We start from the raw sequence: 23736 nt of genomic DNA on the forward strand, positions 1-23736 counted from the left end.
TGTCATGTCATCCTCAACCCCATCCCAAGCCTCATTCCGTATCGTTCGCATCGCCGTGCCGACGGTTGCGCTCGCCGTCATCGCGGGACTGGGTTTCAAGCTTTCGTCCGACCCGGGGACCGAATCCACCAACGATGCCTATGTGCAGGCCGATTTCACACTGGTCGCGCCGCGCGTCGCCGGTCAGATCGCCGATGTCATGGTGCAGGACAACCAGACCGTCAAGGCGGGACAACTGCTGTTGCGCATCGACGACCGCGATTTCCACGCCGCGTTGATGAGCGCCCAGGCGGATGTCGTCGCGGCCCACGCGGCCGTCGCCAACTTCGATGCGGAAATTGCCCGGCATCCGTCGCTGGTCGAACAGGCGCGCGCCACATTGCGCGCCGATGACGCCGCTATCGACTTCGCACGCGCCAACGCATCGCGCTATCAGAACCTGTCGGAGAACGGCGCCGGCACCACGCAGGAACAACAGCGCGCAGCGAGCACGCTGGCGCAACAACTCGCGCAACAGGCCCGCGACCGCGCCGCGCTGAGCACGACCGAGCAGAACTTCGCCGTGCTGCATTCGCAGCGCGACAAGGCCGCCGGTGCGCTCGCCCGTGCCGAGGCCGCGCTGGAGCAGGCCACGCTGAACCTGTCGTACACGGAGATCCATGCGCCCGTCGATGGCAAGGTGGGACGCCGTTCGGCCCGCGTCGGCGCATTCGTGACGCCCGGTGCGCCGGTGCTGGCGATCGTGCCGCTGCGGGACGCCTATGTCGTCGCCAACTTCCAGGAGAACCAGATCACGCGAATGCGGCCCGGCGAAAGCGTACGCATCAAGGTGGACAGCTTTCCGGGCCGCGTCATCACGGGCCATGTGGAAAGTCTCGCGCCTGCGACCGGCGTGAGCTTCGCGCCTATCGCGCCCGACAACGCGACCGGCAACTTCACCAAGATCGTGCAGCGCGTGCCGGTGAGGATCGCGATCGATCGTCCGCAGGAAGCCGCCGATGCGTTGAGCGTCGGATTGTCGGTGGAAGCGGAGGTGTCGGTCGGCAGGCAGCGCGAACCGCTGGCCCTTGGAGGCGACGCCAAATGAACCCGAATGACATGCCGCTGCGCACGCTGGCGCTCGCCGTCCTTGCAAGTTTCGTGATAACCGGATGCACGGTCGGCCCCGATTTTGTAGCGCCGAAGAGCGCGACGCCCGACGTGCTCGAACGGACGCACAACGCACAGGCGCCGAGCAAGCCGGTGCAGGCCGACTTCAATCCGGACTGGTGGACGCTGTTCGACGACCCCGTGCTGAACGCGCTGCAACAGCGCCTCGCCGATGCCAACCTCGATGTGGCCGCGGCATCCGCGCGCTTGCGGCAGAGTCGCGCGACACAACGCGTGGCCGGTGCGGCCGCGCTGCCGACGCTCGATGGCGCGGCGTCCTACAACCGCGAGCGCGGCAGCGAGACCGGCGTGCTGTCGCTGCTGGGCGTCACGCCGACGCAAAGCCAGCCGCAGTCGGCGTCGGGCAGCGCGCCGCTCGGCGTGGCGGGCATGCCGGGCGCGAAGGGCTCGCCGGCCTACGATCTCTATCAGGCGGGCTTCGATGCATCATGGGAACTCGACATCTGGGGCCGCGTGCGGCGCGGCGTCGAAGCGGCGGGCGCGTTGTCGGAGGCGTCGTTCGAGGACCGCAATGCGATCCTGCTGTCGGCGCGCGCGGAACTGGCGCGCGACTATATCGACTTGCGCGACACCGAGTCGCTGCTCGATATCGCCCGGCAGAATCTCGACATCGCCCGCGATGCGGTCAGGCTCACGAAGATCCGCGTGCGCGAAGGCGTCACGACGGACCTCGACGTCGCCAATGCATCCGCGCAGATGGAAAACATCGAGAGCCTGCTTCCGACGCTCGAAGCGCGGCGCGACACCACCATCAACGCAATCGGCGTATTGCTCGGCGAGCAGCCCGGCGCATTGCGCGACATGCTCGCCGATGCCCGCGACCTGCCGAAGCTGCCGGAACAGGTGCCGGTGGGTTTTCCGTCGGAACTCGCGCGGCGCCGTCCGGACATCAGGAAGGCCGAGGCGCAACTGCATGCGGCCACGGCTTCCATCGGCATGGCCAAGGCCGACTTCTATCCGCGCATTTCGCTCAACGGCAGCGCGGGTTTCCAGAGCCTGCAACTTTCCAGTCTCGCTGATTGGGCGTCAGGGCAATTTGTCGTCGGGCCGTCGATCACGTTTCCGATCTTCGAGGGCGGACGGCTCAAAGGCACGCTGCAACTGCGCGAGGCGCAACAGGAAGAAGCCGCGATCGTCTTCAAGCGCACGGTGCTCGAAGCCTGGCGTGAAGTGGACGATGCGTTGCTCGTCTACGATGCCGAACAGCGCCGGCGCGAACGGCTCGCGTCCGTGGTGAGCCTCAACCAGCGCGCGCTCGCCGTCGCGGAACAGCGTTACAAGGCCGGTGCGCTCGACTATCTCGACGTACTCAACGTGCAGAAGCAATTGCTCGACGCACAGAGCAATCTGGAACGCAGCAAGGCGACGGCCGCCGAGAATCTGATCACGCTGTGCAAGTCACTGGGCGGCGGATGGGAAACGACTTACGATCATCGATACGCCAGTCGTTGAGGGCTCCGGCACGCCCCGCGTGTCATTCTTGTTGTTTCATGCGCCCGCAGCACAAAAGAGATCGCCGGCTCATTACTCGAACACTTCGAGCAACACAGCCGGCGATGGATCGCGAGACCACGCTACGCTTCAAGAATCTTCACGTCATAGTCTTCGTCCGCAAACGCGACGATGAACTCCTCCGGCATCAGCCACGAATCGACGCTCACCGTCTTCCCACCGATATCGACCTGGACCTGCGCGTTGGCATCGACGGTACGCATCGCGCGTTCGAGCGTGGCGATGTCGTCGGAATGAATCTCCTGCTTGACCGAGAATTTCATGATGTTGCTCCAGTAATGGAAGGATCGGTTGAATCATCCGCATGGCGGATCCGTGAATCGAAACCAGACGCTTCAGTGACCTCCCGCACCCGCCGCGCCTCCGCCCGCGCCCTTGCCCGGCTTCGTCAGCCAGATCAGCGGCACGATCGCGATGAAGATCACTCCGGACAACCAGAAGATGTCGTTGAGGCCGAGCATCGCGGCTTGCGTCGTCAGCGAGCGCTCGAAGAAGGCCAGCGCCTGTGACGGACTGGCGCCCAGCGCGCGTTGTATCGAGCCGATTGCATCGGTGAACAGCGGGTTGTGCACGCTCGCTTGTTCGACGAGCTGCGAGTGATGCAGGATCGTGCGGTCGTTCCAGCCCGTGGCCGCGAGCGACGTGCCAACCGCACCCGCGAACACGCGCGCGAAGTTCGACAGGCCCGCCGCCGCCGGAATCTTCGAAGGCGGTAATCCCGACAGGATGATGGCCGTCAGCGGCACGAAGAACAGCGCGGTGGGAATGCCTTGCAGCAGGGTCGGCACGACGAGCGTCCAGGTATCGACGCCGGTCGTGTAGTGCGAGCGCATGAAGAACACGGCCGCGAAGCCGAGGAACGCCAGGGTGGCGAGCACGCGGGCGTCGGAGCGCGGCATCAGCTTGCCCATCACCGGCGCAAGAATCACGGCGAAGATGCCGAGCGGCGCGGTGGCAAGGCCGGCATCGACTGAACGGTAATCGAGGTATTCCTGCATCCATTGCGGCAGCAGCACGAGGTTCGAGAAGAACACCGCATAGGCGACCGAAATCGCCACCGTGCCGCCCAGGAAATTGCGCCCGGTAAAGAGCGTGATGTCCACCACCGGGTTCTTCTCCGTCAGTTCCCAGATGAGGAAGAACACGAAACTGATAAGCGCGAACACGCCCAACGCGACGATCACCGGCGAGTTGAACCAGTCGAGGTCCTTGCCCTTGTCGAGCATGATCTGCAACGAGGCAACCCACGCGATCAGCGAGAGCAGCCCGACCTTGTCGATGGGGATGCGCTTCACCGGCGTCTCGCGATCGCGATAGATCGCCCAGGTCACGCCCGCCGCGAACAGCCCGACCGGAATGTTGATGTAGAAGATCCACGACCACGAATAGCTGTCCGTAATCCAGCCGCCGAGCGCGGGCCCCGCAATGGGACCGACGGTTGCCGTCATCGCCCAGAGCGCGAGCGCGGTCGAGCTTTTCTCCTTCGGATAGGACGCGAGCAGGATGGCCTGCGACATCGGGATCAGCGGGCCCGCCACCGCGCCTTGCAGAATGCGCGCGGCGAGCAGCACCGGAAGATTCGGCGCGATCCCGCACAACCACGACGAAATGACGAACAGCAGGATCGACCAGACGAACAGCCTGATCTGTCCGACGCGTTGCGTGAGCCAGCCGGTCAGCGGGATCGAGATGGCGTTGGCGGCGGCGAACAGCGTGATGACCCACGTGCCTTCATCGACGGAAACGCCCAGATTGCCCGCGATGGTCGGAATCGCCACATTGGCGATCGACGAGTCGAGCACGTTCATGAAGGTCGCGAGCGCCACCGCGAGCGTCGCGAGAACGAGTTTGCCGCCTTGCAGTGGAGCGGGTTGAGATGTCGGGTTCATTGCATAACCTGTTTTGTCTGTCACTGACCTGTCAGATAAATAGATACAAAAAATACGAGCGTCAGCGCGCCGTCACGTTGTCGGCGATGATCCGCTCGATCTCCGCGTCCGCTTCTTCGCCATAGCGGCTGAAGACATCGGTCTTGTAGGACGTCGTCGTGGCCGCGCCGAGTTGCGTGCCGGACCGGTCGCGCGATTCGACTTCCGTTTGCATCGAGAGGCCGATGCGCAGCGGATGCGCGTCCAGTTCACGCTGGTCGAGCCGGATGCGCACCGGCAAACGCTGCACGACCTTGATCCAGTTGCCGGTCGCGTTTTGCGCAGGCAACACTGCGAAGGCCGCGCCCGTGCCCGCGGAAAAGCCTTCGACGTGGCCGTGGTATTTCACTTTCGAGCCGTAGGCGTCGGCGGTGAGCGTCACCGGCTGACCGATGCGCATGTGCGCAAGCTGCACTTCCTTGAAGTTGGCATCGACCCAGACGCCGTCGAGCGGCACGATCGCCATCAGCGGCGCGCCGGGCGCGACCCGCTGCCCCACTTGCACCGAACGCCGCGCGACGTAACCGGTGACCGGCGCGGGCAATGTGTTGCGTGCGTAGGCCAGCCACGCGTCGCGCACTTTCGTGGCGGCCGCCTGGACATTCGGATGCTGCGCGATGGAGGTGCGGTCGGTCAGCGCGTGATTCGCCTCGGACTGCTGGCGCGCAGCATCGAGCGCGGCCTGTGCGGCGCTCACGGCATCGCGCGCATGGGCGACGTCTTCGCCCGACACCGCACCGGTTTCGGCGATCGAGATACGCCGTTTCAGGTCCGCCTGCGCGCGCGTGAGATCGGACTGGCGCTGGGCAATCGTCGCGCCGTAGTACGCGTTGTTGACGTACAGGCTGCTCACCTGCCGCACCGTCTGCGCGAGATTCGCTTCGGCATTGCCGAGCGCCACTTTGGCGTCGGCGGCATCGAGCGTGACGACGGGCGCGCCCTGATGCACGATCTGCGTGTCGTCCGCGTTGACGGCGATCACGGTGCCGCTCACTTCAGGCGTCAGTTGCACGAGGTTGCCGCTGACATAGGCGTCGTCGGTGTCTTCGAAGAAGCGGCCCGTGGTGTAGTAATAGCCGCCCCAGCCTGCGCCCGCCAAGGCTACGCTCGCCGCAAGCAGCGTGAGCAGCAGCTTGCGCTTGCTGCGCGGTTTCGTATCGACGGCGGAGTCGGATCGTTCCGCCTCGCTGCGTTCCTTGATGATGGTGTCGCTCATGTCCCTGCTCCCGTTCTGTTCATGATGTCGCTCAGCGTGCGGCGATGGCGTCGGCCTGCGTGTCCGTGTAGCCGCCGCCCAGCGCGGCCGCGAGTGCAATCTGCTGATCGCGCCGGTCCATCTTCAGGTCCGCGACCGCGCGTTCAGCCGCGAGCGCGTTGGTCTCGGCGTTCAGCACGGTCAGCTGATTCGTAAGTCCCGCGCGGTACTGCGTGAGCGCGAGTTGCTGCGCGCTGCGCGCGGCGTCCTGCGCAGTGGTGACGTCGACAAGCTGCGCGTCGGTCGAGCGGATCTGCGAAAGACCCGTCGCGACATCGCTCAGCGCCGTGACGAGCGTCTGGTTATAGGTGGCCACGGCGTAGTCGAAGTCGGCGTAACGGCCTTTCAGTTGCGCGCGCAATGCGCCGCCGTCGAAGATGGGCAGATGAATCGCCGGTCCCGCCCACATCGTGCGGCTCGCTGCCGTCAGCAGCCGGCCGAAGCCGAATGCATCGAGCCCGAGCGACGCGCTCAGATTGATGTCCGGATAGAACTCGGCCTTCGCTTCCTTGATGTCGTGCGTCATCGAATCGACGCGCCAGCGCGCCGCGACGAGATCGGGGCGGCGGCTCACCAGATCGGCGGGCAGATTGCCGGGCAAACGCACTTCATCGCCGATGCCAAGATGCGGACGTTCGATCGACAGCCCGCGATCCGGGCCCTTCCCCAACAGCGCCGCGATCTGATAGCGCGTGACGACGATGCGGCCATCGAGCGCCGACACTGTTGCGCGACTCGTTGCGAGATCGGCGTCCGCGGTCTTGCGCTCGACTTCGGTATCGAGCCCGTTGGCAATGCGGCCCGTCGTGATCCGCACGATCTGCTCGCGCTGGCCCACGTCGCTCTGCGCGATATCGCGTAACGCGTAGAGCCGCGCAAGCTGGTTGTAAGACCGTGCGATCGACGTGTCGAGCGCGAGTCGCACAGCTTCGGCGTCCGCCTGGCTGGCCTGCACCTGCGATACGGCGGCGCGCAGCGCCTCACGATTCTTGCCCCATAGATCGAGGTCATAGGACGCGGACAACAGCCCCTTGTTCTCGGATTGCCACGATCCCGCATACGGCGGCGGCACGAGCGCGTTCTCCGAATAGCGTTGACGCGTCCAGGAATACGACGCGCCGACCTGCGGCAAAGTGTTGGCCTTCGCGGTCTCGCTGTACGCCGATGCCGCCGCGATGCGCGCACGCGCCTGTTCCAGTGTCGGACTGCCTGCAAGCGCTTCGTCGAGCAGCGCATGCAGTTGTGCGTCGCCGAACTGATCGGCCCAGTCGGGCGCGGGCCAGCGGCCACCGTCGTCGGCGGCGGGAAGACTCTGTTCCGTCGCATAACTTTGCGGCTCTGCCATCTCCTTGTCGCTATGGATGCCGGCGTAGTTCGCGCACGCCGCCAGCACCGCAGCGAAGGCCAACGTGATACTGGTTTGCGCAGCCCGTGAAGCAAGATGGGCGCGATTCGATTGCTTGAACATTTTCTGACCTGTCAGATAAATGAGCGAAAAAATCACGGACGTCAAACGCCGTGCGTTCAGTCTTCGAGGAACTTGCTCAGCAGGCGGCGCAGTTCGTTGAACTCGGCCCGCGTGAATTTCCTCAGACGTTTATTGAGTACCGCCGGCGCGATATGCGGCAATTCGTCGGCGATCTTCTCGCCCTCTGGCGTCAGCGTGAGATTGACGACGCGTCGGTCTTCCAGACTGCGCGTGCGTTGCAGCAGCTGCCGCGCTTCGAGCTTGTCGAGCATGCGCGTCATCAGGCCGGTGTCGATGCCCAGCAGTTTTGAAAGTTCGAACGGCGTCTGCGTCACGCCGCCGCGCATGGACATGAGAATGCCCATCTGCTGCGTGGTGATGCCGAGGTCCTTCAACGCCGCGTCCAGTTCCGCAACCAGCAGGTTGCGCGCCTTGTTGACAGCAAAGCCGACGCTCTGGGTCAGCGAGAAGTTCTTGTGGGAGTAGTGGTCCATGGAGATTCTCCAGCGCAGCCCAACTTCAATGGATTCAACTTTACTGCAAAGTCAGATTTTGTCAAAGTCCGTTTTTGGAATAGTCTGTTGCGGGAACGCTCGGCTCAGGCTCGACGCGCTCACTGGTGGGGTGAAATGTCGAATGAAATGCGTCCCGCCGGAAGAAAGGTCAGCGAGATTACCGCGCCGCCCTTGACCTCCGGGTAATGGCGGCTTCCAGCGTCCGGCGAGGTCCAGCCGCCATGACACCAGCCATTGAGACCGCGAAGCGCGGCACCATCGTCCAGCGGAAACACCATATTGAATTCGCCGTAAGGATGCGCATGGAAGTGTCCTCTGAAGCTGTCTTCCGGATGTCCCTGCGTATTGCCGGCGCTATCCATCAGCACGACCGTGATGCTGAAAAAGAAGGTCCTCTCGCAAGGCGCACTGAGCAATGAACGGCGATAGCGCGGTCCATCGATCTCGAGATTTGCCGCCCAGCCGTCTTGCACGCCTTGCTTCACCCCTTGAGCGATTTCCTGGTACAGATCGCTCTGCACGCCATATTCGCTGTTGAGCCATTGCTTGATCTCCGGGCTTGCCGTCCTGTCCTTGATGCTCTCGAGCAACGTAAAGAGTCGCGCGAGCAATTGCTCTTGCGGAGGCGTCGCGTCTTGTTTCGTTCCGGGCATGGCCGTCGTGTCCTCGTTCGAAGTGGGGGGTCCAGATGAGAGCACGGACCGCCTTCGACAAGTGCAGGTGGGCCAGAAACCACACGCGAATGGCCAAAAAACACCTTGTTCCTGAAGAGAAGAAAGGTCTGCTCGGCCGGTCTGCACGCAAACTGCAACCGCAATTTTCCGCGCGTACACTCGACGCAGTCCAACTTGACATGCACGAGTCGTCGCAATGGGAATCCAGCGTTCCGTTGGGTGCCTCGTCCCGGCATGGGATGTCTGACCGAGCACGCGCAACAGGTCAAGCTTCATGAAACCAACCAACGTCCACGACAACGGCCGCGCAAACACGAGCGCTCCCGCGCCGCAAGCGCCCGTGCTGTCGCTGCGCGTTGCGGTGGGGCTGATCGGCATGCTGGGCGCCTCACTCCTTGCGATCCTGAACGAGCAAGTCACGGCCGTCGCCATGGCGGATGTCCAGGGCGCTTTTTCAATCGGCCATGACGATGGAACCTGGCTCACTGCCTTGTTCGAAGCAGCCAACGTCGCCACGATGATCTTCGCGCCGTGGTTCGGCATCACGTTCACCCTCAAGCGCTTCACGACAGGCGCCGTGCTCGCCACGATGCTCTTCGGCTTCCTGTGTCCGTTCGCTCCGTCGCTGATGGCGTTGTACGTCCTGCGCGTCCTGCAGGGCATCTCAGGCGGCTGCCTGCCGCCCATGCTGATCATCGTCGCGCTGCGTTACCTCCCGCCGCCAATCAAGCTGTACGGACTCGCCGGCTACGCGCTGACCGCGACCTTCGGACCGGCGCTCGGCACGCCGCTCGCCGCGCTGTGGACCGAGTACGTCAGCTGGAAAATGGTGTTCTGGCAGATCCTGCCGCTGGGCCTGGTGAGTTGCATCGCGATCGTGTGGGGCCTTCCCGAAGATGCGCCGAAGCTGGAACGGTTTCGCTCATTCAACTGGATCGGCTTGCTCACAGGGCTGCCGGCAGCGGCGATGCTCGTGATCGCGCTCTTGCAGGGCGATCGTCTCGACTGGCTCGAATCCGGTTTCATCTGCGCCCTGTTTCTTGGCGGCACCGCGCTGCTCGTTGCGTTTCTGATCAACGAGTATTTCCACCCGATGCCCTTTTTCAAGCTGCAACTCCTCAAACGCCGCAACTTCACGCATGGTCTGGTGACGCTCGCCGGCGCCGTCACGCTGCTGGTCGGCGTGGCCGCGATTCCCGGTCAGTTCCTGGCACGCGTGCACGAATACCGCCCGCTGGAGTCCGCGCCGCTCTCGCTGCTCGTGGCGCTGCCCTTGTTGATCGTGCTGCCGCTCACGGCCGCGACACTGAATATGCGGCGCGTGGACGTGCGCTGGGTGTTGTCGCTCGGCCTGCTGTGCATGATCGCGACGTGTGCGATGGGCAGCTACATGACCTCCGAATGGATCCGCGACAACTTCTACTGGTTGCAGTCCCTGCAAATCATGGCCCAGCCGATGGTCATTCTCTCGATCCTGATGGGCGTCACCACCGGCTTGCCGCCAACGGAAGGCCCCTTCGCGTCCGCGATGTTCAACACCGTCAAGACTTTCGCTGCGGCCGTGGCAACCGGCCTGATAGAAGGACTCGGCACCGCTCGCGAGCGCTTTCATTCGAACCACCTCGTGGATCAGCTCGGCAATCGCGCGCTCGTGACCAGTCAGAGCATCGACGCGACGCACGGCCTCGGCGAGCTCGCGCATCGGGTGCATGAGCAGGCGCTCGTGCTGGCATCGGCCGATCTGTATCGCGTGATGGCGTGCGTCGCCGTCGCGCTGCTCGTGCTCGTTCCCGTCTTGCCCGTGCGTATTCATCCGCCCTGGTACGTGAAGCCGTCACCCTCCCCTTAAGGGACGTCATCATGTTTTCCACCCTTCGCGCGCATTCCAGGCTCATCATCGTTGCGGCACTGGTTATCGCACTCGTTGTCGTCGCCTGGGTCGCGTACAGGTTGCTGTCGAACCCGGACGTCGAATCCACGAACGATGCCTACGTCCAGGCCGATTTCACGCTCGTCGCACCGCGCATCGCCGGCCAGATCTCCGATGTGCTGGTCAACGACAATCAAACGGTGAAAACGGGGCAAGTGCTCGTGCGCATCGACGACCGGGACTATCGCGCCGCGCTGCTGAGCGCCGAAGCCGATGTCACCGCCGCCCGCGCGGCCGTGGCCAACTTCGATGCCGAGATCGCGCGCCAGCCATCACTCGTCGATCAGGCGCGCGCGACCTTGCGTTCCGACGAAGCCGCTATCGAATTCGCGCGGGCCAACGCCTCGCGCTATCGAAACCTGTCGGATGCGGGCGCGGGCACCACACAAGAGCAGCAAAGCTCGTCGAGCACGCTGGCGCAGCAACTCGCTCAGCAAGCGCGTGACCGTGCCGCACTGAAGACCACGGAGCAAAACCTGCAAGTGCTGCGCACGCAACGCGACCGGGCCGCCGGCACGCAAGCGCGTGCCGAAGCGGCGCAGGAGCAGGCCAGGCTCAACCTTTCGTACACGGTGATTCCCGCGCCCGTCGATGGCAAGATCGGGCGACGCTCCGCGCGGGTTGGCGCCTTCGTGACGCCGGGTGCGCCGGTGCTCGCCGTCGTGCCGCTCGCGCAGGCGTATGTGGTCGCTAATTTCCAGGAGAACCAGATCGCCAAGATGCGGCCGGGCGCACGGGCGCGCATCAGGGTGGACAGCTTTCCAGGCGTCGTGATCCGGGGGCGTGTCGATAGCCTCGCGCCTGCCACCGGCGTCAGCTTCGCGCCCATCGCGCCCGACAACGCAACCGGCAACTTCACGAAGATCGTGCAGCGCGTGCCGGTCAAGATCATCATCGATCCAGGACAGGAGGCGGCATCGGACCTGAGCGTGGGTCTTTCAGTCGAGGCGCAAGTCGTAACAGGCCGGCACGGCGAAACCCTCGCGCAGGGAGTCGAGTCGAAATGAAAGCGAAGATTGTGCTTGCCCTGCCCGCATGCCTCGCGATCACCGGCTGCATGGTCGGGCCGGACTTCGAGCGCCCCACCGCCGCCACGCCCCAGATCTTCGACCGCACGCAGACTGCGCAGGCCCCAAGCAAGGCGGTCGAAGCGGCGTTCGTCCAAGACTGGTGGACCCTCTTCGACGATTCCGTGCTGAACGCACTCGAACAGCGTCTCGCCGATGCAAACCTGGACGTGGCCGCGGCATCGGCGCGGTTGCTCCAGAGCCGCGCGCAGCGGCGTATCGCGGGCGCGGCAGAATGGCCGACGCTCGATGCCGCAGCGTCGTATAACCGCGAGCGCGGCAGCGAGAACGGCATCCTCTCGCTGCTCGGCGTGACGCCGTCGCAGCGTCAGCCGGAATCGGCATCCGGCGACGCGCCGCTCGGTGTATCGGCGCTGCCGGGCCACAAGGGATCGCCGGCCTATAACCTGTATCAGGCCGGCTTCGATGCATCATGGGAGCTCGACATCTGGGGCCGTGTACGACGCAGCGTCGAGACCGCCAGCGCGCTGACGCAGGCATCGTACGAAGACCGCAACGCCATCCTTTTGTCCGCGCGCGCCGAACTCGCGCGTGACTATATCGATGTGCGCAGTACTCAATCGCTGCTGGAGATCGCACGGCAGAACCTCGCGATCGCACGGGACGCGGTCAAGCTCACGCAAGTGCGCGTGCGGGAAGGCGTCACCACTGACCTCGACGTCGCCAATGCCATGGCACAGAGGGAAACCATCGAAAGCCTGATCCCCACGCTCGAATCGAATCGTGATACGGGCATCAATGCCATTGGCCTGTTGCTCGCCGAGCAACCGGGCGCGTTGCAGCCCATACTCGCCGCGACCCGCGATACGCCAAGCCTGCCGCATCAGGTTCCCGTAGGCTTCCCGTCTGAACTCGCGCAGCGCCGGCCCGACATCAAGAAGGCCGAGGCGCAGTTGCATGCCGCGACGGCGTCCATCGGCATGGCGAAAGCCGATTTCTATCCGCGCATTGCCTTGAATGGCAGCGCCGGATTTCAAAGTCTCCAGCTGACGAATCTCGCCGATTGGGCGTCAGGGCAATTCGTGGTGGGGCCTTCCATCACGTTTCCGATTTTCGAAGGCGGACGGCTCAAGGGCACGCTTCAACTCCGCGAAGCGCAGCAGCAGGAAGCGGCGATCGTCTACAAGCACACCGTGCTCGAAGCATGGCGCGAGGTGGACGATGCACTGCTCGTCTACGACGCCGAACAGCGGCGGCATGCGCGCCTGACGAACGTCGTCAGCCTGAACCAGCGCGCGCTCGGCATTGCGCAGCAACGCTACAAGGCCGGCGCGCTCGACTATCTCGACGTGCTCAACGTGCAAAAGCAATTACTGGATGCGCAGAGCAAGCTGGAAGAAAGCAAGGCGACGGCTGCGGAGAATCTCATCACGCTGTGCAAGTCGCTTGGCGGCGGCTGGGAATCGAGCTACGAGGCGTCGCTTACGGTCTTCGGGGAATGAAGCCGGGGCTGCCGGTCTTGACGACTTCGTTAAAGCGCAACCTCGTCTGGATGCCGTCGATCTCGTCAAACGCTTCATCCGGCAGCGCGGAGACCGTGAAGTTTTCTCGGGCGCGCGCTTCGCTCTTGGGCGTCGTCAGCAACGCAGTGCCGCGTTGCACGGCCCAGGCGAGCAGCAATTGTGCGGGCGTTCGATTCAATTGCGCGGCCAGCCTGCCGATGACCGGATCATCCAGCGGTCCAGGTTTGATGCCATGTCCCAGAGGCGCGAAGGCAAGAAAAACGATGCCATGTTCTTCGCAAAACTCCAGCAACTCGCGCTCGGGCAGATAGGGGTGCGCTTCGACTTGCACGGCCGCCGGCTTGATGCGCGCGGCTTCGTAGAGCGGACGCAGTTCATCCAGCCCGATATCCGACAAGCCGATGGCGCGGCATTTCCCGTCATCGACGAGGCGCTCCATTGCCTTCCAGGTATCGAGCAAGGCCACGCCTTCGTCGTACAGAACGTTGCCGTTCGCATCGCGTGGATCGTGCTCGTCGCCCGCCTGAAACGCGAAAGGCGTGTGGATCAGATACAGGTCGAGATAGTCGACCTGGAGCCGTGCGCAGCTTGCATCGCAGGCCGTCGCCACCCGTTCCGGCCGATGATTGGTGTTCCATAGCTTGGTGGTGACGAAGATGTCGCCGCGCGACAGTCCTTCGCTTGCCATTCCTGCTTGCAGCGCCTCGCCGACTTCGCGTTCGTTGCGATAGCGCTCGGCACAGTCGAAGTGTCGAAAGCCTGCTTGCAACGCGGCGCGGGTCGCGCTCAACGTGATGGCCGGATCGGCAATGAGTGTGCCGAAACCGATGGCAGGCATCCGACCGGCGCCGTGCGCAAGCGGCAGCGTCTTCAGCCGGAAATCCTCGAACGTACTCATGACGGTATCTCCTTGTTCACGGCATACGCTGCACCCACCGGCTTCGCCACGCCGGCGCCTCGAACGTTTCAGTGAAATACTGGGTCTCGTGCACGACCTTGCCGTTCGCGAACGACATGATGCTCACGGTCAGCGCCGCGCGCTTGCCATACGTGATGACGTATTCCGTCACCCACAGATCGCCCATTCCCTGTATGCGCCTGACCTCGAAGCCCGAGGGACGGTCCGGATGACCGGAACGCAGCGCCTGGAGATTGGCCTTGCCGTGAATTCGCTCGCCTGATTGAGGATAGTCGCAGATGGCGTGGTCGTCGTAGATATCGTGTTCCGCATTGAGATCACCCGCCGCCGACGCGCGCCAGTGGGCATTCAATGCTTCACGTATCGACTCATCGTGCATGGCGGGCTCCTGTTCTCACGAGGACTCGGAAGGCCATCAACGCAGCGTCTGAAAACTCGCCCGGATTTCTTGAGTGAAAAGCTGAGGCTGCTCCCATGCCGCAAAATGCCCGCCCTTGGGAAGACGGTTGTAGTGAATCAGCTTCGGATACGCCCGCTCGGTCCAGCTGCGCGGCGCGCTGTAGATCTCGTCCGGGAACACGCTGACGGCGACCGGAATCTCCACGTGTTTCGGCGCGAAGAAGTTGAATTTGTTCTCCCAGTACAGTCGCGCCGACGAGATCGATGTCCCGGTCAGCCAGTACAGCGTGATGTTGTCGAGCACATCGTCGCGGCTCAGTCCTTCCGGCTGGCCTTGAAACACGCGCGCGATCATCTCCTGGCTGCGTGCGTCGTGATCGAGCATCCACGCGGCCGCACCGATAGGCGAGTCTTCGAGTCCGTAAAGCGTTTGCGGACGGTTCGCCATTTCCAGCGCATAACCCAAGCCATGCTTGTAGAAGTAATCGAGTTGCTCATAGGCATGCTGCTCGTCTTCGGAGAGCCCCGCCGGCGCGGGCTTGCCATATTTCAGATCGTCGGCGATATCGTCGGGAACCGTGGCCGGCATGTTGGTATGCATGGCGAGCAAACCGGACGGCTTCAGCAGCGCCATTTGTTCCGTCACGGCATTGCCCCAGTCGCCGCCCTGCGCAACATAGCGCGTGTAGCCCACGCGCTCCATCAGCGCAACCCAGGCCCGTGCGACGCGGGCGGGATCCCAGCCCGTGGTCGTCGGCGTACCGGAGAAGCCGTATCCCGGCAGCGACGGAATCACGACATCGAACGCATCCGCCGCCGTGCCGCCGTATGCGGTCGGGTTCGTCAGCGGATCGATGATCTTCATCTGTTCGATGACGGAACCCGGCCAGCCGTGCGTGATGATGATCGGCAACGCGTTCGCATGGCGCGAGCGCACGTGCGTGAAATGAATGTCGACACCGTCGATCTCGGTCACGAACTGAGGCCGCCCATTGAGTTTCGCTTCCATCTTGCGCCAGTCATACGCCGTGGTCCAGTAACGCGCGAGGCTTTGCATCGTCGCGAGTTGCACGCCCTGGGTGGCATCCGGAACCGTCTCGCGGCTGGGCCACTTGGTCGCCTTCACGCGCCGTCTGAGCTCCGCAAGCTGCGCTTCCGGCGCATGCACGCGCAAGGTCCGTATCGCCGTCTTGTCGCTGCCGGGCGGTCGGGACGTGGTGGTGACGGCGGTATCGGCGAAGGCGAACCGGCTTGCGGAACCGGCAGCCACCGCGGCTACGGCCGTTTCCATGAAACGCCGACGTGACGACGCTTCGACTTGAGTACTGTCTGCCATGTCATTCCCCTGGGATTCGTTCTGCCATTCCGGGCAAGCGCTCAACGCCCGCGTCATGCCTTTCCGTGCAACACCGCGAGAATTTGCGGCGTGAAGCGAGGATCGTCCGCTGCCACGTCGGCCGACAGTCGCGCCGTGATCTCCTGCAGGAACCAGCGATTACCGTCCGGATCGCTGAACGTGGCGAACGTCGCATAACTCCTGCGCTCCGGACTGGCGCCCGCGACGCACCCCGTGCCGTCATTGCGATGGAAGATGCCACCCTCGTCGTGAAAGAGCGGGCCCACCTGCACGCCTCGCCGTTCCAGTTCCGCACGCGTGGCCGCGATGTCGGTAACGATGAGGTAATGCCCGCGAGCCGTGCCCGGCGGGGCATCGGTCATGTTCTGCCCGAACATGACCGAGCATGCGGATTCCGGCGGCGTGAACTGGATCACCCGATAACCATCGTCACCTTTGAAGTCGACGTCCAGACGCCACCCCAGCTTGCTATAGAAGGATTTGGCGCGATCGACGTCGGACACCGGCACCACGGCGATCTCCAGTTTCATGCCCAGCGCTCCGGCGCCGGCGCTCGCGGATACCTGCTCGTTTTGCAACGAATCGGTGCTCATGACGGCTCCTGGAAAGATCAGTTGCCCGGTTCATAAATGGTGAGCCGGTTGTCGACACGCTGGACGCCCGCCACTTTCGCTGCGGCCGCCTGTGCGGTATCGATCTGCGACTGGTCCGGTACAGAGCCTTCCAGCGTGACCGTGCTGCCACGTGCAAGCACGTTGATATGCGAAGAGTCCAGACCTTTTACTTTGGTAAGCGAATGACGCACGGAACGGCCTAACGCGTGATTTTCCGCGCGGATGGCCTTCTTGCTGGTCGCAGCCGTGCTGTCAGGCGACGCTTCCGCAGCGCTTGCGCGTGGAACGGTTACGCCGAAGATGACCATGAATGACGCGGCCGCCGCGACAGTGAATTTCAATAATCGGGTTCGCATGCCTTGCTCCTTTCGGTAACGAAGTCAGCACCGACGCAACGCGTAACGCCGGTCGCCAAGCTTCATTACAGGACGGCGCGCGCGTTCCTTCAATCGTCGCCGGGTATGTCGAACCTTGCCGCGCGTATAGTCCCGTCAACCCAACGTCACGCGCCCCGGGGCACGGCGCAGAAACTCGCGGACGATATCGGCGATGTCATCGGCCTTTTCATCGAGAGCGAAATGCCCTGCATCGAGCAAGTGAACCTCCGCATCGGGAACGTCGTCCCGGTATGCGTGGGCTTCCCCGGGCAGAAACGAGGGATCGTAGCGCCCCCATACCACCAGCATGCGCGGCCGATGACGGCGCAGCCACGCCTGCCACGTCGGATAGGCGGCGACATTGGACTGGTAGTCGTAGAACAGATCGCTCTGGATGCGCGTCTGGTCCGGGCGCGACAGGAACGCGAACTCGTCGGCCCACAGATCCGGGTCGTATCGATCGACGTTCGGGCTCGTGCCGACATGGCGCTGTTTCGCGGCCGCGAGCGACATCAGATTCTGTTCGACCGCAGCCTGATACTTCTCACGACGGGCCCAGAACGCCCGGCGCGTATCCCACAACGGCCCGAGCCCCGACTCGTGCGCCACGGCGTTCTGCACGATCATCGCCTGCACGCGTTCCGGATACGCCAGTGCAAGCCGAAAGCCCACCGGGCCGCCATAGTCTTGCATAAAGAGCGTGTACGAATCGAGGCCGAGCGCGTTGACGAAACCGCCGACCACCTCGGCCACGTGATCGAAAGTGTAGGCAAACTGCTCCGGAGAAGGCGCGTCGCTATGGCCGAAGCCCGGAAAATCCGGTGCAATCAGGCGATATTCGTCGCCGAGTCTTTGCAGCAACGGTTCGAACATGCGTGAAGACGAAGGAAAGCCGTGCAGCAACAGCACGACACGTCGATTCTCCCAGCCTGCCTCGCGATAGAAAATCGATAACCCGTCGACAGTAATGGATTGGTATCTCACCTGCATGATGAGCGGCTCATGATGTGCCGGACTGTGCCAGCGGAAGGTTGAAGAAGAAGCGCGCGCCGCCGTGCACCGATGCGTTGTCGGCATCGATATGTCCGCCATGCGCTTCGATGATCGACCGGCAGATGGCGAGGCCCATGCCCATGCCGTTCTCCCGCGTCGTGAAGAAGCTTTGAAAGATGTGCGTCATGTCCTGTACATCGACGCCGGGGCCGCTGTCTTCCACGCTGCACGTGACGCTGGATGAATCGGGCAGGTCGGTGCGTATCGTGACGATGCGGGCGTCTGCGCCGTCCGCTTCCATGGCCTGCATCGCGTTGACGACCAGGTTCACGATGACCTGTTGCAACTGCACGCGATCGACGAGGACCACGGGCGCGGGGCGCGCGCACTTGCGCGCGATCGTGACGCCGCGCGAGCCGACGTCATGTTGCAGAAACAGCAGCGCCTCGTCGATGAGTTCATCCAGCGGCGCCTCGGCGCGCGTCAGACCGCGGCGCATGGCCATCGCCCGAATACGGTCGACGATGTCCACCGCGCGCTGGGCATCGATCCTGATGCGCTGGTTGACGAGGCGCGCCTCATCCACGTCCGGTGCCTTGCGATCGAGCCAGCGCGTGCTGAGCGCGCTGTTCATCGTGATCGCGGCGAGCGGTTGCTTCAGTTCATGCGCGATCGAGGCGCTCAGTCCGCCAAGCGTGGCAATGCGCGCCGCGTGGGCGAAGTCCGCCTGAAGCCGCTGCAACATGTCCTGCGCGCGAATGCGCTCCGTCAGGTCGACGAGACTGATCAGCGCAATGCCGAGATCCTCCGCCGCGATGGGACGCGCGATCGTCAACAGGACATCGATGATGCGTCCGTCGAGCGTCGGGATCCTCGTCGTCTCCTGAAACACCGATGCGCCGCTGTAACGGCTCTCCAGCGCACGTCTGAATGTACCCGGACTTTCGCGCCAGACCCAGGGCAAGGGACCGAGCAGCATGTCCGCCTCCTGGGCGCCGAACATGCTCGCGGCGTGGTGATTGACTTCCTCGATGACGAGCAGCTCCATCGCCCGGCTCAGCCAGCCGGGATGGTCGTCGATATAGTCGGACAAGCTCTCCACACCTTGTGCGCGCAGATCCGACAGCAACGCGATGAGCGGCTGGGCGTCGATCTGCCAGAGGCCCACGGGCATGTCGAAGAACAGACTGCGATAGCGATGCTCGCTGCGCAGCAATGCGGCATGGGCCTGCTTGCGCGTCGTGATGTCCTTCAGCACGCCGAGCACGCGTATGCCGTCATCGAGGTCCGCCAGCACGTGCGCCACTAGTTGCAGGTGCCGCACGGCGCCATTCGGCATCAGCAGCCGGTGCTCGATATCGAACGGCTGGCGTTCGCGCATCGCCCGGTCGAGCATCAGGCGCACGAAGGTCACGTCATCGGGATGCACCCGGGCCAGCATCAGATCCAGGGTCGGCAGCGTGGCCGTGTCGTACTGGAAGATCCGGAAGCTTTGCTTCGACCAGAACAGCTCGCCGCTCGACACATGCCAGTCGAAGCTGCCGGTGTCGCTCAGTCTCTGTGCATCGGCCAGCAGCGCCTCGGCATGTTGCAGGTCGGCATAGAGACGCGCTGTTTCGAGCGACATCGCCGCCTGCGATGCAAGCAGCCGCAAGATGGCGCTGCGCGCGGGCGTGAAGACGTTGGACGCGAGCGTGTTCTCCAGATACAGCACGCCGATCAGGCGTGTCTGCTTGATGAGCGGCAAGCACAGGATGGATCGGCAGTCGTGACGCATCACGTACTCGTCGGATGAGTACGGATGGGTGGAGGAAGCATCGTGGAGCAGCAGACTGTCGCTCGCGCGCATCACATAGCGCAGGACCGACCCCGGCAGGTCCACCTGGTCGATCCGCAACTTGAGCGAACGCACGTCGATTCGATCCGCACTCGCCGTGGCCTCGGCTTCGACACGCATGTCCTTGCGGCGTCTCAGCAGCAACAGACAGCGATTCGCACCGGCGTGTTCGAGGGCCAGTTTCATCAGCGTATGGATCAACTGCTCCAGATCGACACCGCTGAAGATGGCACGCGACACGCTGACGACCGTTTCCAGGTCGAGCTGCTCGCTGGTGGTGGCGATGGTCCCGTCGATGTCCGTGAGCGCCCGCGGCGCCTGTGCGTGGTCGCGCGCCAACTGGCGCACCTTGCTGTGGGCGCCCCAGCGCTCGTAGCAGGCGCGCGCATTCGCCAGATAGGTGCCCGCGATCGTCTCCAGGCCACGCCCGGCGAAAAAGCGCGCGGCCAGTTCATGTGCCAGCGCCTGGTGATGGATGAAACCCTGCTCGCGCGCCGAGCGCACCGCTTCTTCGTAGTGGTGCATGGCATCCGACGCGCGGCCTTCGAGACGCGCGGCTTCGGCGGAGATCAGCGCGTGGCAATGACGGAAATTGCTCGGGCAATGACTTGCCCAATCCGCGAACTTCGCGCAGACCGCATGCAACGTGCGGCGCCGTGCGATCCGCTGCTCCTCACTCGCCGAGGCATCCAGCGCCGTCAAGGTCAGCGCATGAAAGAAGTGAAACGTCGCTTCTATCGGCAGCGCCATGGCGGCATCGAGATTCGCCTGGGCGTGCCGGGCGGCGTCGAGCGCGTCGTCGTAGCGTCCTTCCAGATAGGCCAGCATCAGATCCATGATGTGACCGAACGCGATGCCGCAGCCGAAGTTCGCCTGCACGATGACCGCAAACGCGGCTTCGCGATCGAAGCGGGCGTCCGCCGGGGTGTCGTCGGCGGGTTCGCCCAGAAGCGTCGTCACGAAATGCTGTTGCAGGCGAACGGTCTCGTACACCGCGTCGTTGCGGCTCTGCCGTGCAAACGCCGCGTGACGCCGGGAGAGCCGCAGCACTTCGCTCAGCGGCGTGCCCTTTTCTATCGTCTGCCAGACGGTGGTGAAGGCCAGGTATCCGGCGAAAGCCAGGTCGCCGACATCGAGACACGCGCTGCTCGCGCGTTCGAGTATCGGCAGGTCGGTCATGATGTGACGACGCCAGAAGTTGATGTGATTGCCGTGAAGATGCAGCAGCTTGCCCTTGAAGCGCCGATTGCCGAACTTTTCGTTCAAGGCGAGCGACATCTCCGAGAACTGCACCGCGGAGGCAATGTCGCCGATCCGCGAGACCAGCATCAGCGCGTAGTTGCCATAGGCGAAGCTCGACTTGTCGGTATTGCCCGCGCGCAGCGACAGGTTCACCGCTTTCAGCGTGATGAGCGGATAAAAGGCCGGCCGGGCGATGAACGCGCAGGGCATCGATTCCACCAGCAAGTCGATGATCGTCCAGGTGGCCGGATCGGTTGCGACCGGCGCATCGACCAGCATGTCGATGCTGCGGCCCGCGAGGCCATGGGCAATGTCGTGCAGTTCCCGGTCGATCTCGGCGCCGGCGGCGGCGTCGTGCAGCGGCAGCAGCACGCCGAATTCGCGCAACGCGAGCACGGCGACGTCGAAACTTTCGTCGAAGCGGCCCGCTACCTGATACAGCTCCATGCGCAAGCCGAAGACCTTCGCACGGTCCAGGCTCGAACAGGCGCGTTCGAGCATCATGTCGAAGAGCGCGTCGGCCTCCGCAAAGCGCCCGGCGAGATATTCGCATTCGGAGAACGCCAGATAGAGTGCGAACGTGCGGGCGTAGTGCCCGGTCCACGCATCGCCGGACAGAAGCGCCACGCCTTGCGCGAGATAGTTGCGCGCCGCCGCGAATGCTGCCGAACTCATCGCGCGGCGCCCCGCCTCGTCATTCAGCACGAGGGTACGTTCGCGCTCGTCCGCATCGGTCATCAACGCGATCCCGCGATTGAGATGATTGACGATGTCGAAGAGGAACTCGCCGGGTTCGTCCGGCGCGCTTCCCGCCGCCAGCGCGCGGCCGATATGCAGATGCAGCGCGGGACGTTCATCCTCCGGGATCAGCGCATAGGCGGCTTCCTGCACGCGGTCATGCACGAACACATAGGCGTCGTCGACCCGACGCACCAGGCCGCTTTTCATGGCCTCCCACAGCCTGGCGTCGATCGCGTCTCCGGCTTCGCCATGGACGCGCGTCAACGCATCGATACGCGCCACGTTGCCCAGCGCCGCGAGCCGGCTCAGCGCTTCGCGCGTAGGCTCCGGCAGGCGGCCGAGCCGGGCGGCCATCAAGCTGGCGACGTTCTCGGTCAGTCCCTTCGCGCGGATCCGCCCGAGGTCCCACGTCCAGTGGCCGGCACGATGATCGAAGGCGAGCAGGCCCTCGTCAGCCAGCATCGTCAGGAACTGGATCAGGAAGAACGGATTGCCGCCGGTCTTCTCACGCAGCAGTTGCGCGAGCGGCGTTGCATCGTCCGCGGTGCAGCGCAGCGCCTCGCAGAGGAGCTCCGTCGTGCTGCCGGTCGCGAGGGCCTTCAGATCGATGTGCTTCACGTTCATGCCGGCGTCGCTCACTGCATCGATCATGTGGGCGAGGCGATGTCCCGGCTCGGCGCCCTCCACGCGATACGCGCCGACCAACAGCAGATGTGTCACGTCGGTATGGGCCGCGAGGTCTTCGATCAATTCGAGCGTCGCCGCGTCGAGCCATTGCAGATCGTCGATGAACAACGCAAGCGGATGCTCCGGTCGCGCAAACACGCCGAGCAGGCGGCGAAACACAATGTGAAGCCGGTTGCGCGCTTCTTGCGGCGGCAAGGCCGGCACCGCCGTTTGCTCGCCGATGATCAGCGCCAGTTCCGGAATCAGCCCGATCATCAACTGGGCGTTGGGGGCGAGCGCGTCCGTCAGTTCGCGCCGCCACTGCTTCAGTTCCGCATCGCTCTCGTTCAACAGCATACGCACGAGCGACTGGAACGCCTGCGTGAGCGGCACATACGGCGTATCGCGCTGATACTGGTCGAACTTGCCCGCTGCAAACAGGCCGCGCGACGGCACGAGCGCCTTCTGCAATTCGTTGACCAGCGCCGACTTGCCGATGCCCGCATAGCCCGAGACCAGGACGATTTCGGCATCGCCCCGGGTGGTCACGCGATCGAAGGCGGCGAGCAGCGCGTCGATCTGTGCCGCACGTCCATAGAGCTTCTCCGGGATGCGCAAGCGGTCGGATGCATCGCACGTGCCAAGCGTGAAGGACGGTATGTCGCCGCTCGCTTCCCACGCCGCGAGGCAGGTTCGCAGATCGGCCAGCACGCCGAGTGCAGTCTGGTATCGATCCTCCGCGATCTTGGCCAGCAACCGGTCGACGATGCACGCGACCACGGTCGGCAAGCCTTCAACGCAATCCGTCACGGGCACGGGCCGGCGCGCAATGTGGCAGTGGATCCACTGCATCGCGTCGGATGCGGCGAAGGGCGGCGCGCCCGTCAACATCTCGTAGAGCAGCGCGCCGAACGAATACAAGTCGCTGCGGGCATCGACCGAGCGGTTCATGCGTCCCGTCTGCTCGGGAGACATGTAGGCCAGCGTGCCCGCGATGACCTCCGGCGGCACCGCCGGCTGATGCTCGTGCGGCAGCAGCGACGCAATGCCGAAGCCGGTCAGGCGCACGTGCTCGTCCGCGCCGACCAGCACGTTCGCGGGCTTGATGTCCTTGTGGACGATGCCGAGCGCGTGCATCGCGACCATGGCCTGCGCGAGATTCACGGCAATGCGCAGGCAGCGCGCCAGTGCCAGCGGCTTGCCCAGCGCGCGGACGAGCGGGTCGCCGCCGCTGTCGTCGAGAATCAGCACGGGCGGCACGCGTCCGAGATCGAGCGCGAGCGGCTGCGCGGACCACTCGGGCGCGAGCAACGGGGCCAGGCCATATTCGTGTTCGAGCCGCATGATGGTCGGCGACGCAGGCTGATTCGCGACGCGCACGAGCAGCGTGACCGGCGAGTCCGGGCGATTCGCGCGGTACATGAGCAGGTCGCCGTCGTTGTGCAACGGTTCGAGCGCAAAACCGGTGAGGTCCATGTGATGCTCCCTTTCGCCGCTCTCATCCGACGAAATCGATACGCATCCGACGACCCGTACCGCTTCCGAGGCGAAAAGCAGCCTATCACGCAAGGAGCCTGTTTCACCTTCC

General features: G+C 64.1%; 18 protein-coding genes. 5 read left to right on the plus strand and 13 right to left on the minus strand.

The genetic code is table 11. The features are described from left to right. Positions 1 to 4: 4 nt before the first annotated feature. Together QCE63_RS26170 and QCE63_RS26175 are read left to right on the plus strand one after the other, a co-directional pair. Entirely contained in the window at positions 5 to 1087 is a 1083-nt protein-coding gene (locus QCE63_RS26170) for an HlyD family secretion protein (protein WP_309837127.1), read from the plus strand. Then, complete coding sequence (locus QCE63_RS26175; RefSeq protein WP_309837129.1) at positions 1084 to 2622, plus strand: efflux transporter outer membrane subunit; 1539 nt, start codon at positions 1084 to 1086, stop codon at positions 2620 to 2622. The genes QCE63_RS26170 and QCE63_RS26175 overlap by 4 nt, the downstream gene beginning before the upstream one ends. 122 nt (positions 2623 to 2744) lie before the next feature. On the opposite strand, the gene QCE63_RS26180 is transcribed toward QCE63_RS26175, so the two are convergent. From QCE63_RS26180 to QCE63_RS26205, 6 genes are all read right to left on the minus strand, one after another. Next, a complete protein-coding gene (locus QCE63_RS26180) occupies positions 2745 to 2945 on the minus strand; it encodes a copper chaperone (protein WP_309837130.1) in 201 nt (66 codons plus the stop codon). Positions 2946 to 3017: 72 nt separating this feature from the next. After that, the gene (locus tag QCE63_RS26185) at positions 3018 to 4571 is read right to left on the minus strand and encodes a DHA2 family efflux MFS transporter permease subunit (RefSeq protein ID WP_309837132.1); all 1554 of its coding nucleotides are present in this window, start codon (positions 4569 to 4571) and stop codon (positions 3018 to 3020) included. Between the two features lie 61 nt (positions 4572 to 4632). Then, complete coding sequence (locus QCE63_RS26190; RefSeq protein WP_309837134.1) at positions 4633 to 5826, minus strand: HlyD family efflux transporter periplasmic adaptor subunit; 1194 nt, start codon at positions 5824 to 5826, stop codon at positions 4633 to 4635. Positions 5827 to 5857: 31 nt separating this feature from the next. Continuing rightward, a complete protein-coding gene (locus tag QCE63_RS26195; protein ID WP_309837136.1) occupies positions 5858 to 7333 on the minus strand; it encodes an efflux transporter outer membrane subunit in 1476 nt (491 codons plus the stop codon). A 56-nt stretch (positions 7334 to 7389) separates the two neighbouring features. Next, positions 7390 to 7827, minus strand: a complete 438-nt coding sequence (locus tag QCE63_RS26200; protein WP_309837138.1) for a MarR family transcriptional regulator — start codon at positions 7825 to 7827, stop codon at positions 7390 to 7392. A 119-nt stretch (positions 7828 to 7946) separates the two neighbouring features. Continuing rightward, positions 7947 to 8501, minus strand: a complete 555-nt coding sequence (locus QCE63_RS26205) for a DUF4863 family protein (RefSeq protein WP_309837140.1) — start codon at positions 8499 to 8501, stop codon at positions 7947 to 7949. Positions 8502 to 8796: 295 nt separating this feature from the next. Here QCE63_RS26205 and QCE63_RS26210 point away from each other — a divergent pair, with 295 nt between their 5' ends. From QCE63_RS26210 to QCE63_RS26220, 3 genes are read left to right on the plus strand one after another with little or no spacing between them, the layout of a single operon-like run. Continuing rightward, entirely contained in the window at positions 8797 to 10371 is a 1575-nt protein-coding gene (locus QCE63_RS26210) for an MFS transporter (RefSeq protein ID WP_404990181.1), read from the plus strand. A gap of 11 nt (positions 10372 to 10382) precedes the next feature. After that, a complete protein-coding gene (locus tag QCE63_RS26215) occupies positions 10383 to 11459 on the plus strand; it encodes an HlyD family secretion protein (protein WP_309837141.1) in 1077 nt (358 codons plus the stop codon). Beyond that, on the plus strand, positions 11456 to 12982 hold the full coding sequence (locus tag QCE63_RS26220) for an efflux transporter outer membrane subunit (protein ID WP_309837143.1): 1527 nt from the start codon (positions 11456 to 11458) through the stop codon (positions 12980 to 12982). The genes QCE63_RS26215 and QCE63_RS26220 overlap by 4 nt, the downstream gene beginning before the upstream one ends. Here the strand turns inward: QCE63_RS26220 and QCE63_RS26225 are convergent. The 7 genes from QCE63_RS26225 to QCE63_RS26255 all read right to left on the minus strand — a co-directional run bounded on the left by QCE63_RS26225 (position 12963) and on the right by QCE63_RS26255 (position 23624). Continuing rightward, positions 12963 to 13901: an aldo/keto reductase gene (locus tag QCE63_RS26225; RefSeq protein ID WP_309837146.1), complete on the minus strand. Its 939-nt coding sequence runs from the start codon at positions 13899 to 13901 to the stop codon at positions 12963 to 12965. The two genes, QCE63_RS26220 and QCE63_RS26225, sit on opposite strands and share 20 nt — an antisense overlap. Before the next feature lie 16 nt (positions 13902 to 13917). Beyond that, on the minus strand, positions 13918 to 14301 hold the full coding sequence (locus QCE63_RS26230) for a nuclear transport factor 2 family protein (protein WP_309837148.1): 384 nt from the start codon (positions 14299 to 14301) through the stop codon (positions 13918 to 13920). A gap of 36 nt (positions 14302 to 14337) precedes the next feature. Then, positions 14338 to 15657: an epoxide hydrolase gene (locus tag QCE63_RS26235; RefSeq protein ID WP_309837149.1), complete on the minus strand. Its 1320-nt coding sequence runs from the start codon at positions 15655 to 15657 to the stop codon at positions 14338 to 14340. Positions 15658 to 15710: 53 nt separating this feature from the next. Beyond that, positions 15711 to 16271 (minus strand): VOC family protein, encoded by a 561-nt coding sequence (locus QCE63_RS26240; protein WP_309837150.1) that lies wholly within the window; start codon positions 16269 to 16271, stop codon positions 15711 to 15713. Between the two features lie 17 nt (positions 16272 to 16288). Continuing rightward, positions 16289 to 16600 (minus strand): BON domain-containing protein, encoded by a 312-nt coding sequence (locus tag QCE63_RS26245; RefSeq protein WP_309837152.1) that lies wholly within the window; start codon positions 16598 to 16600, stop codon positions 16289 to 16291. Positions 16601 to 16783: 183 nt separating this feature from the next. Continuing rightward, the gene (locus tag QCE63_RS26250; protein WP_309837153.1) at positions 16784 to 17659 is read right to left on the minus strand and encodes an alpha/beta hydrolase; all 876 of its coding nucleotides are present in this window, start codon (positions 17657 to 17659) and stop codon (positions 16784 to 16786) included. 10 nt (positions 17660 to 17669) lie between these two features. Continuing rightward, entirely contained in the window at positions 17670 to 23624 is a 5955-nt protein-coding gene (locus QCE63_RS26255) for an AAA family ATPase (RefSeq protein ID WP_309837154.1), read from the minus strand. Between the last annotated feature and the right edge of the window lie 112 nt (positions 23625 to 23736).

Origin of the sequence: Caballeronia sp. LZ065 (assembly GCF_031450975.1) — a bacterium.
In the GTDB taxonomy this organism is placed as follows: Bacteria; Pseudomonadota; Gammaproteobacteria; order Burkholderiales; family Burkholderiaceae; genus Caballeronia.

Coding starts and splice junctions, on each gene's coding strand:
- QCE63_RS26170 (WP_309837127.1), top strand. CDS start 5: ATGTCATCCTCAACCCCATCCCAAGCCTCATTCCGTATCGTTCGCATC.
- QCE63_RS26175 (WP_309837129.1), top strand. CDS start 1,084: ATGAACCCGAATGACATGCCGCTGCGCACGCTGGCGCTCGCCGTCCTT.
- QCE63_RS26180 (WP_309837130.1), bottom strand. CDS start 2,945: ATGAAATTCTCGGTCAAGCAGGAGATTCATTCCGACGACATCGCCACG.
- QCE63_RS26185 (WP_309837132.1), bottom strand. CDS start 4,571: ATGAACCCGACATCTCAACCCGCTCCACTGCAAGGCGGCAAACTCGTT.
- QCE63_RS26190 (WP_309837134.1), bottom strand. CDS start 5,826: ATGAGCGACACCATCATCAAGGAACGCAGCGAGGCGGAACGATCCGAC.
- QCE63_RS26195 (WP_309837136.1), bottom strand. CDS start 7,333: ATGTTCAAGCAATCGAATCGCGCCCATCTTGCTTCACGGGCTGCGCAA.
- QCE63_RS26200 (WP_309837138.1), bottom strand. CDS start 7,827: ATGGACCACTACTCCCACAAGAACTTCTCGCTGACCCAGAGCGTCGGC.
- QCE63_RS26205 (WP_309837140.1), bottom strand. CDS start 8,501: ATGCCCGGAACGAAACAAGACGCGACGCCTCCGCAAGAGCAATTGCTC.
- QCE63_RS26210 (WP_404990181.1), top strand. CDS start 8,797: ATGAAACCAACCAACGTCCACGACAACGGCCGCGCAAACACGAGCGCT.
- QCE63_RS26215 (WP_309837141.1), top strand. CDS start 10,383: ATGTTTTCCACCCTTCGCGCGCATTCCAGGCTCATCATCGTTGCGGCA.
- QCE63_RS26220 (WP_309837143.1), top strand. CDS start 11,456: ATGAAAGCGAAGATTGTGCTTGCCCTGCCCGCATGCCTCGCGATCACC.
- QCE63_RS26225 (WP_309837146.1), bottom strand. CDS start 13,901: ATGAGTACGTTCGAGGATTTCCGGCTGAAGACGCTGCCGCTTGCGCAC.
- QCE63_RS26230 (WP_309837148.1), bottom strand. CDS start 14,301: ATGCACGATGAGTCGATACGTGAAGCATTGAATGCCCACTGGCGCGCG.
- QCE63_RS26235 (WP_309837149.1), bottom strand. CDS start 15,657: ATGGCAGACAGTACTCAAGTCGAAGCGTCGTCACGTCGGCGTTTCATG.
- QCE63_RS26240 (WP_309837150.1), bottom strand. CDS start 16,271: ATGAGCACCGATTCGTTGCAAAACGAGCAGGTATCCGCGAGCGCCGGC.
- QCE63_RS26245 (WP_309837152.1), bottom strand. CDS start 16,600: ATGGTCATCTTCGGCGTAACCGTTCCACGCGCAAGCGCTGCGGAAGCG.
- QCE63_RS26250 (WP_309837153.1), bottom strand. CDS start 17,659: ATGCAGGTGAGATACCAATCCATTACTGTCGACGGGTTATCGATTTTC.
- QCE63_RS26255 (WP_309837154.1), bottom strand. CDS start 23,624: ATGGACCTCACCGGTTTTGCGCTCGAACCGTTGCACAACGACGGCGAC.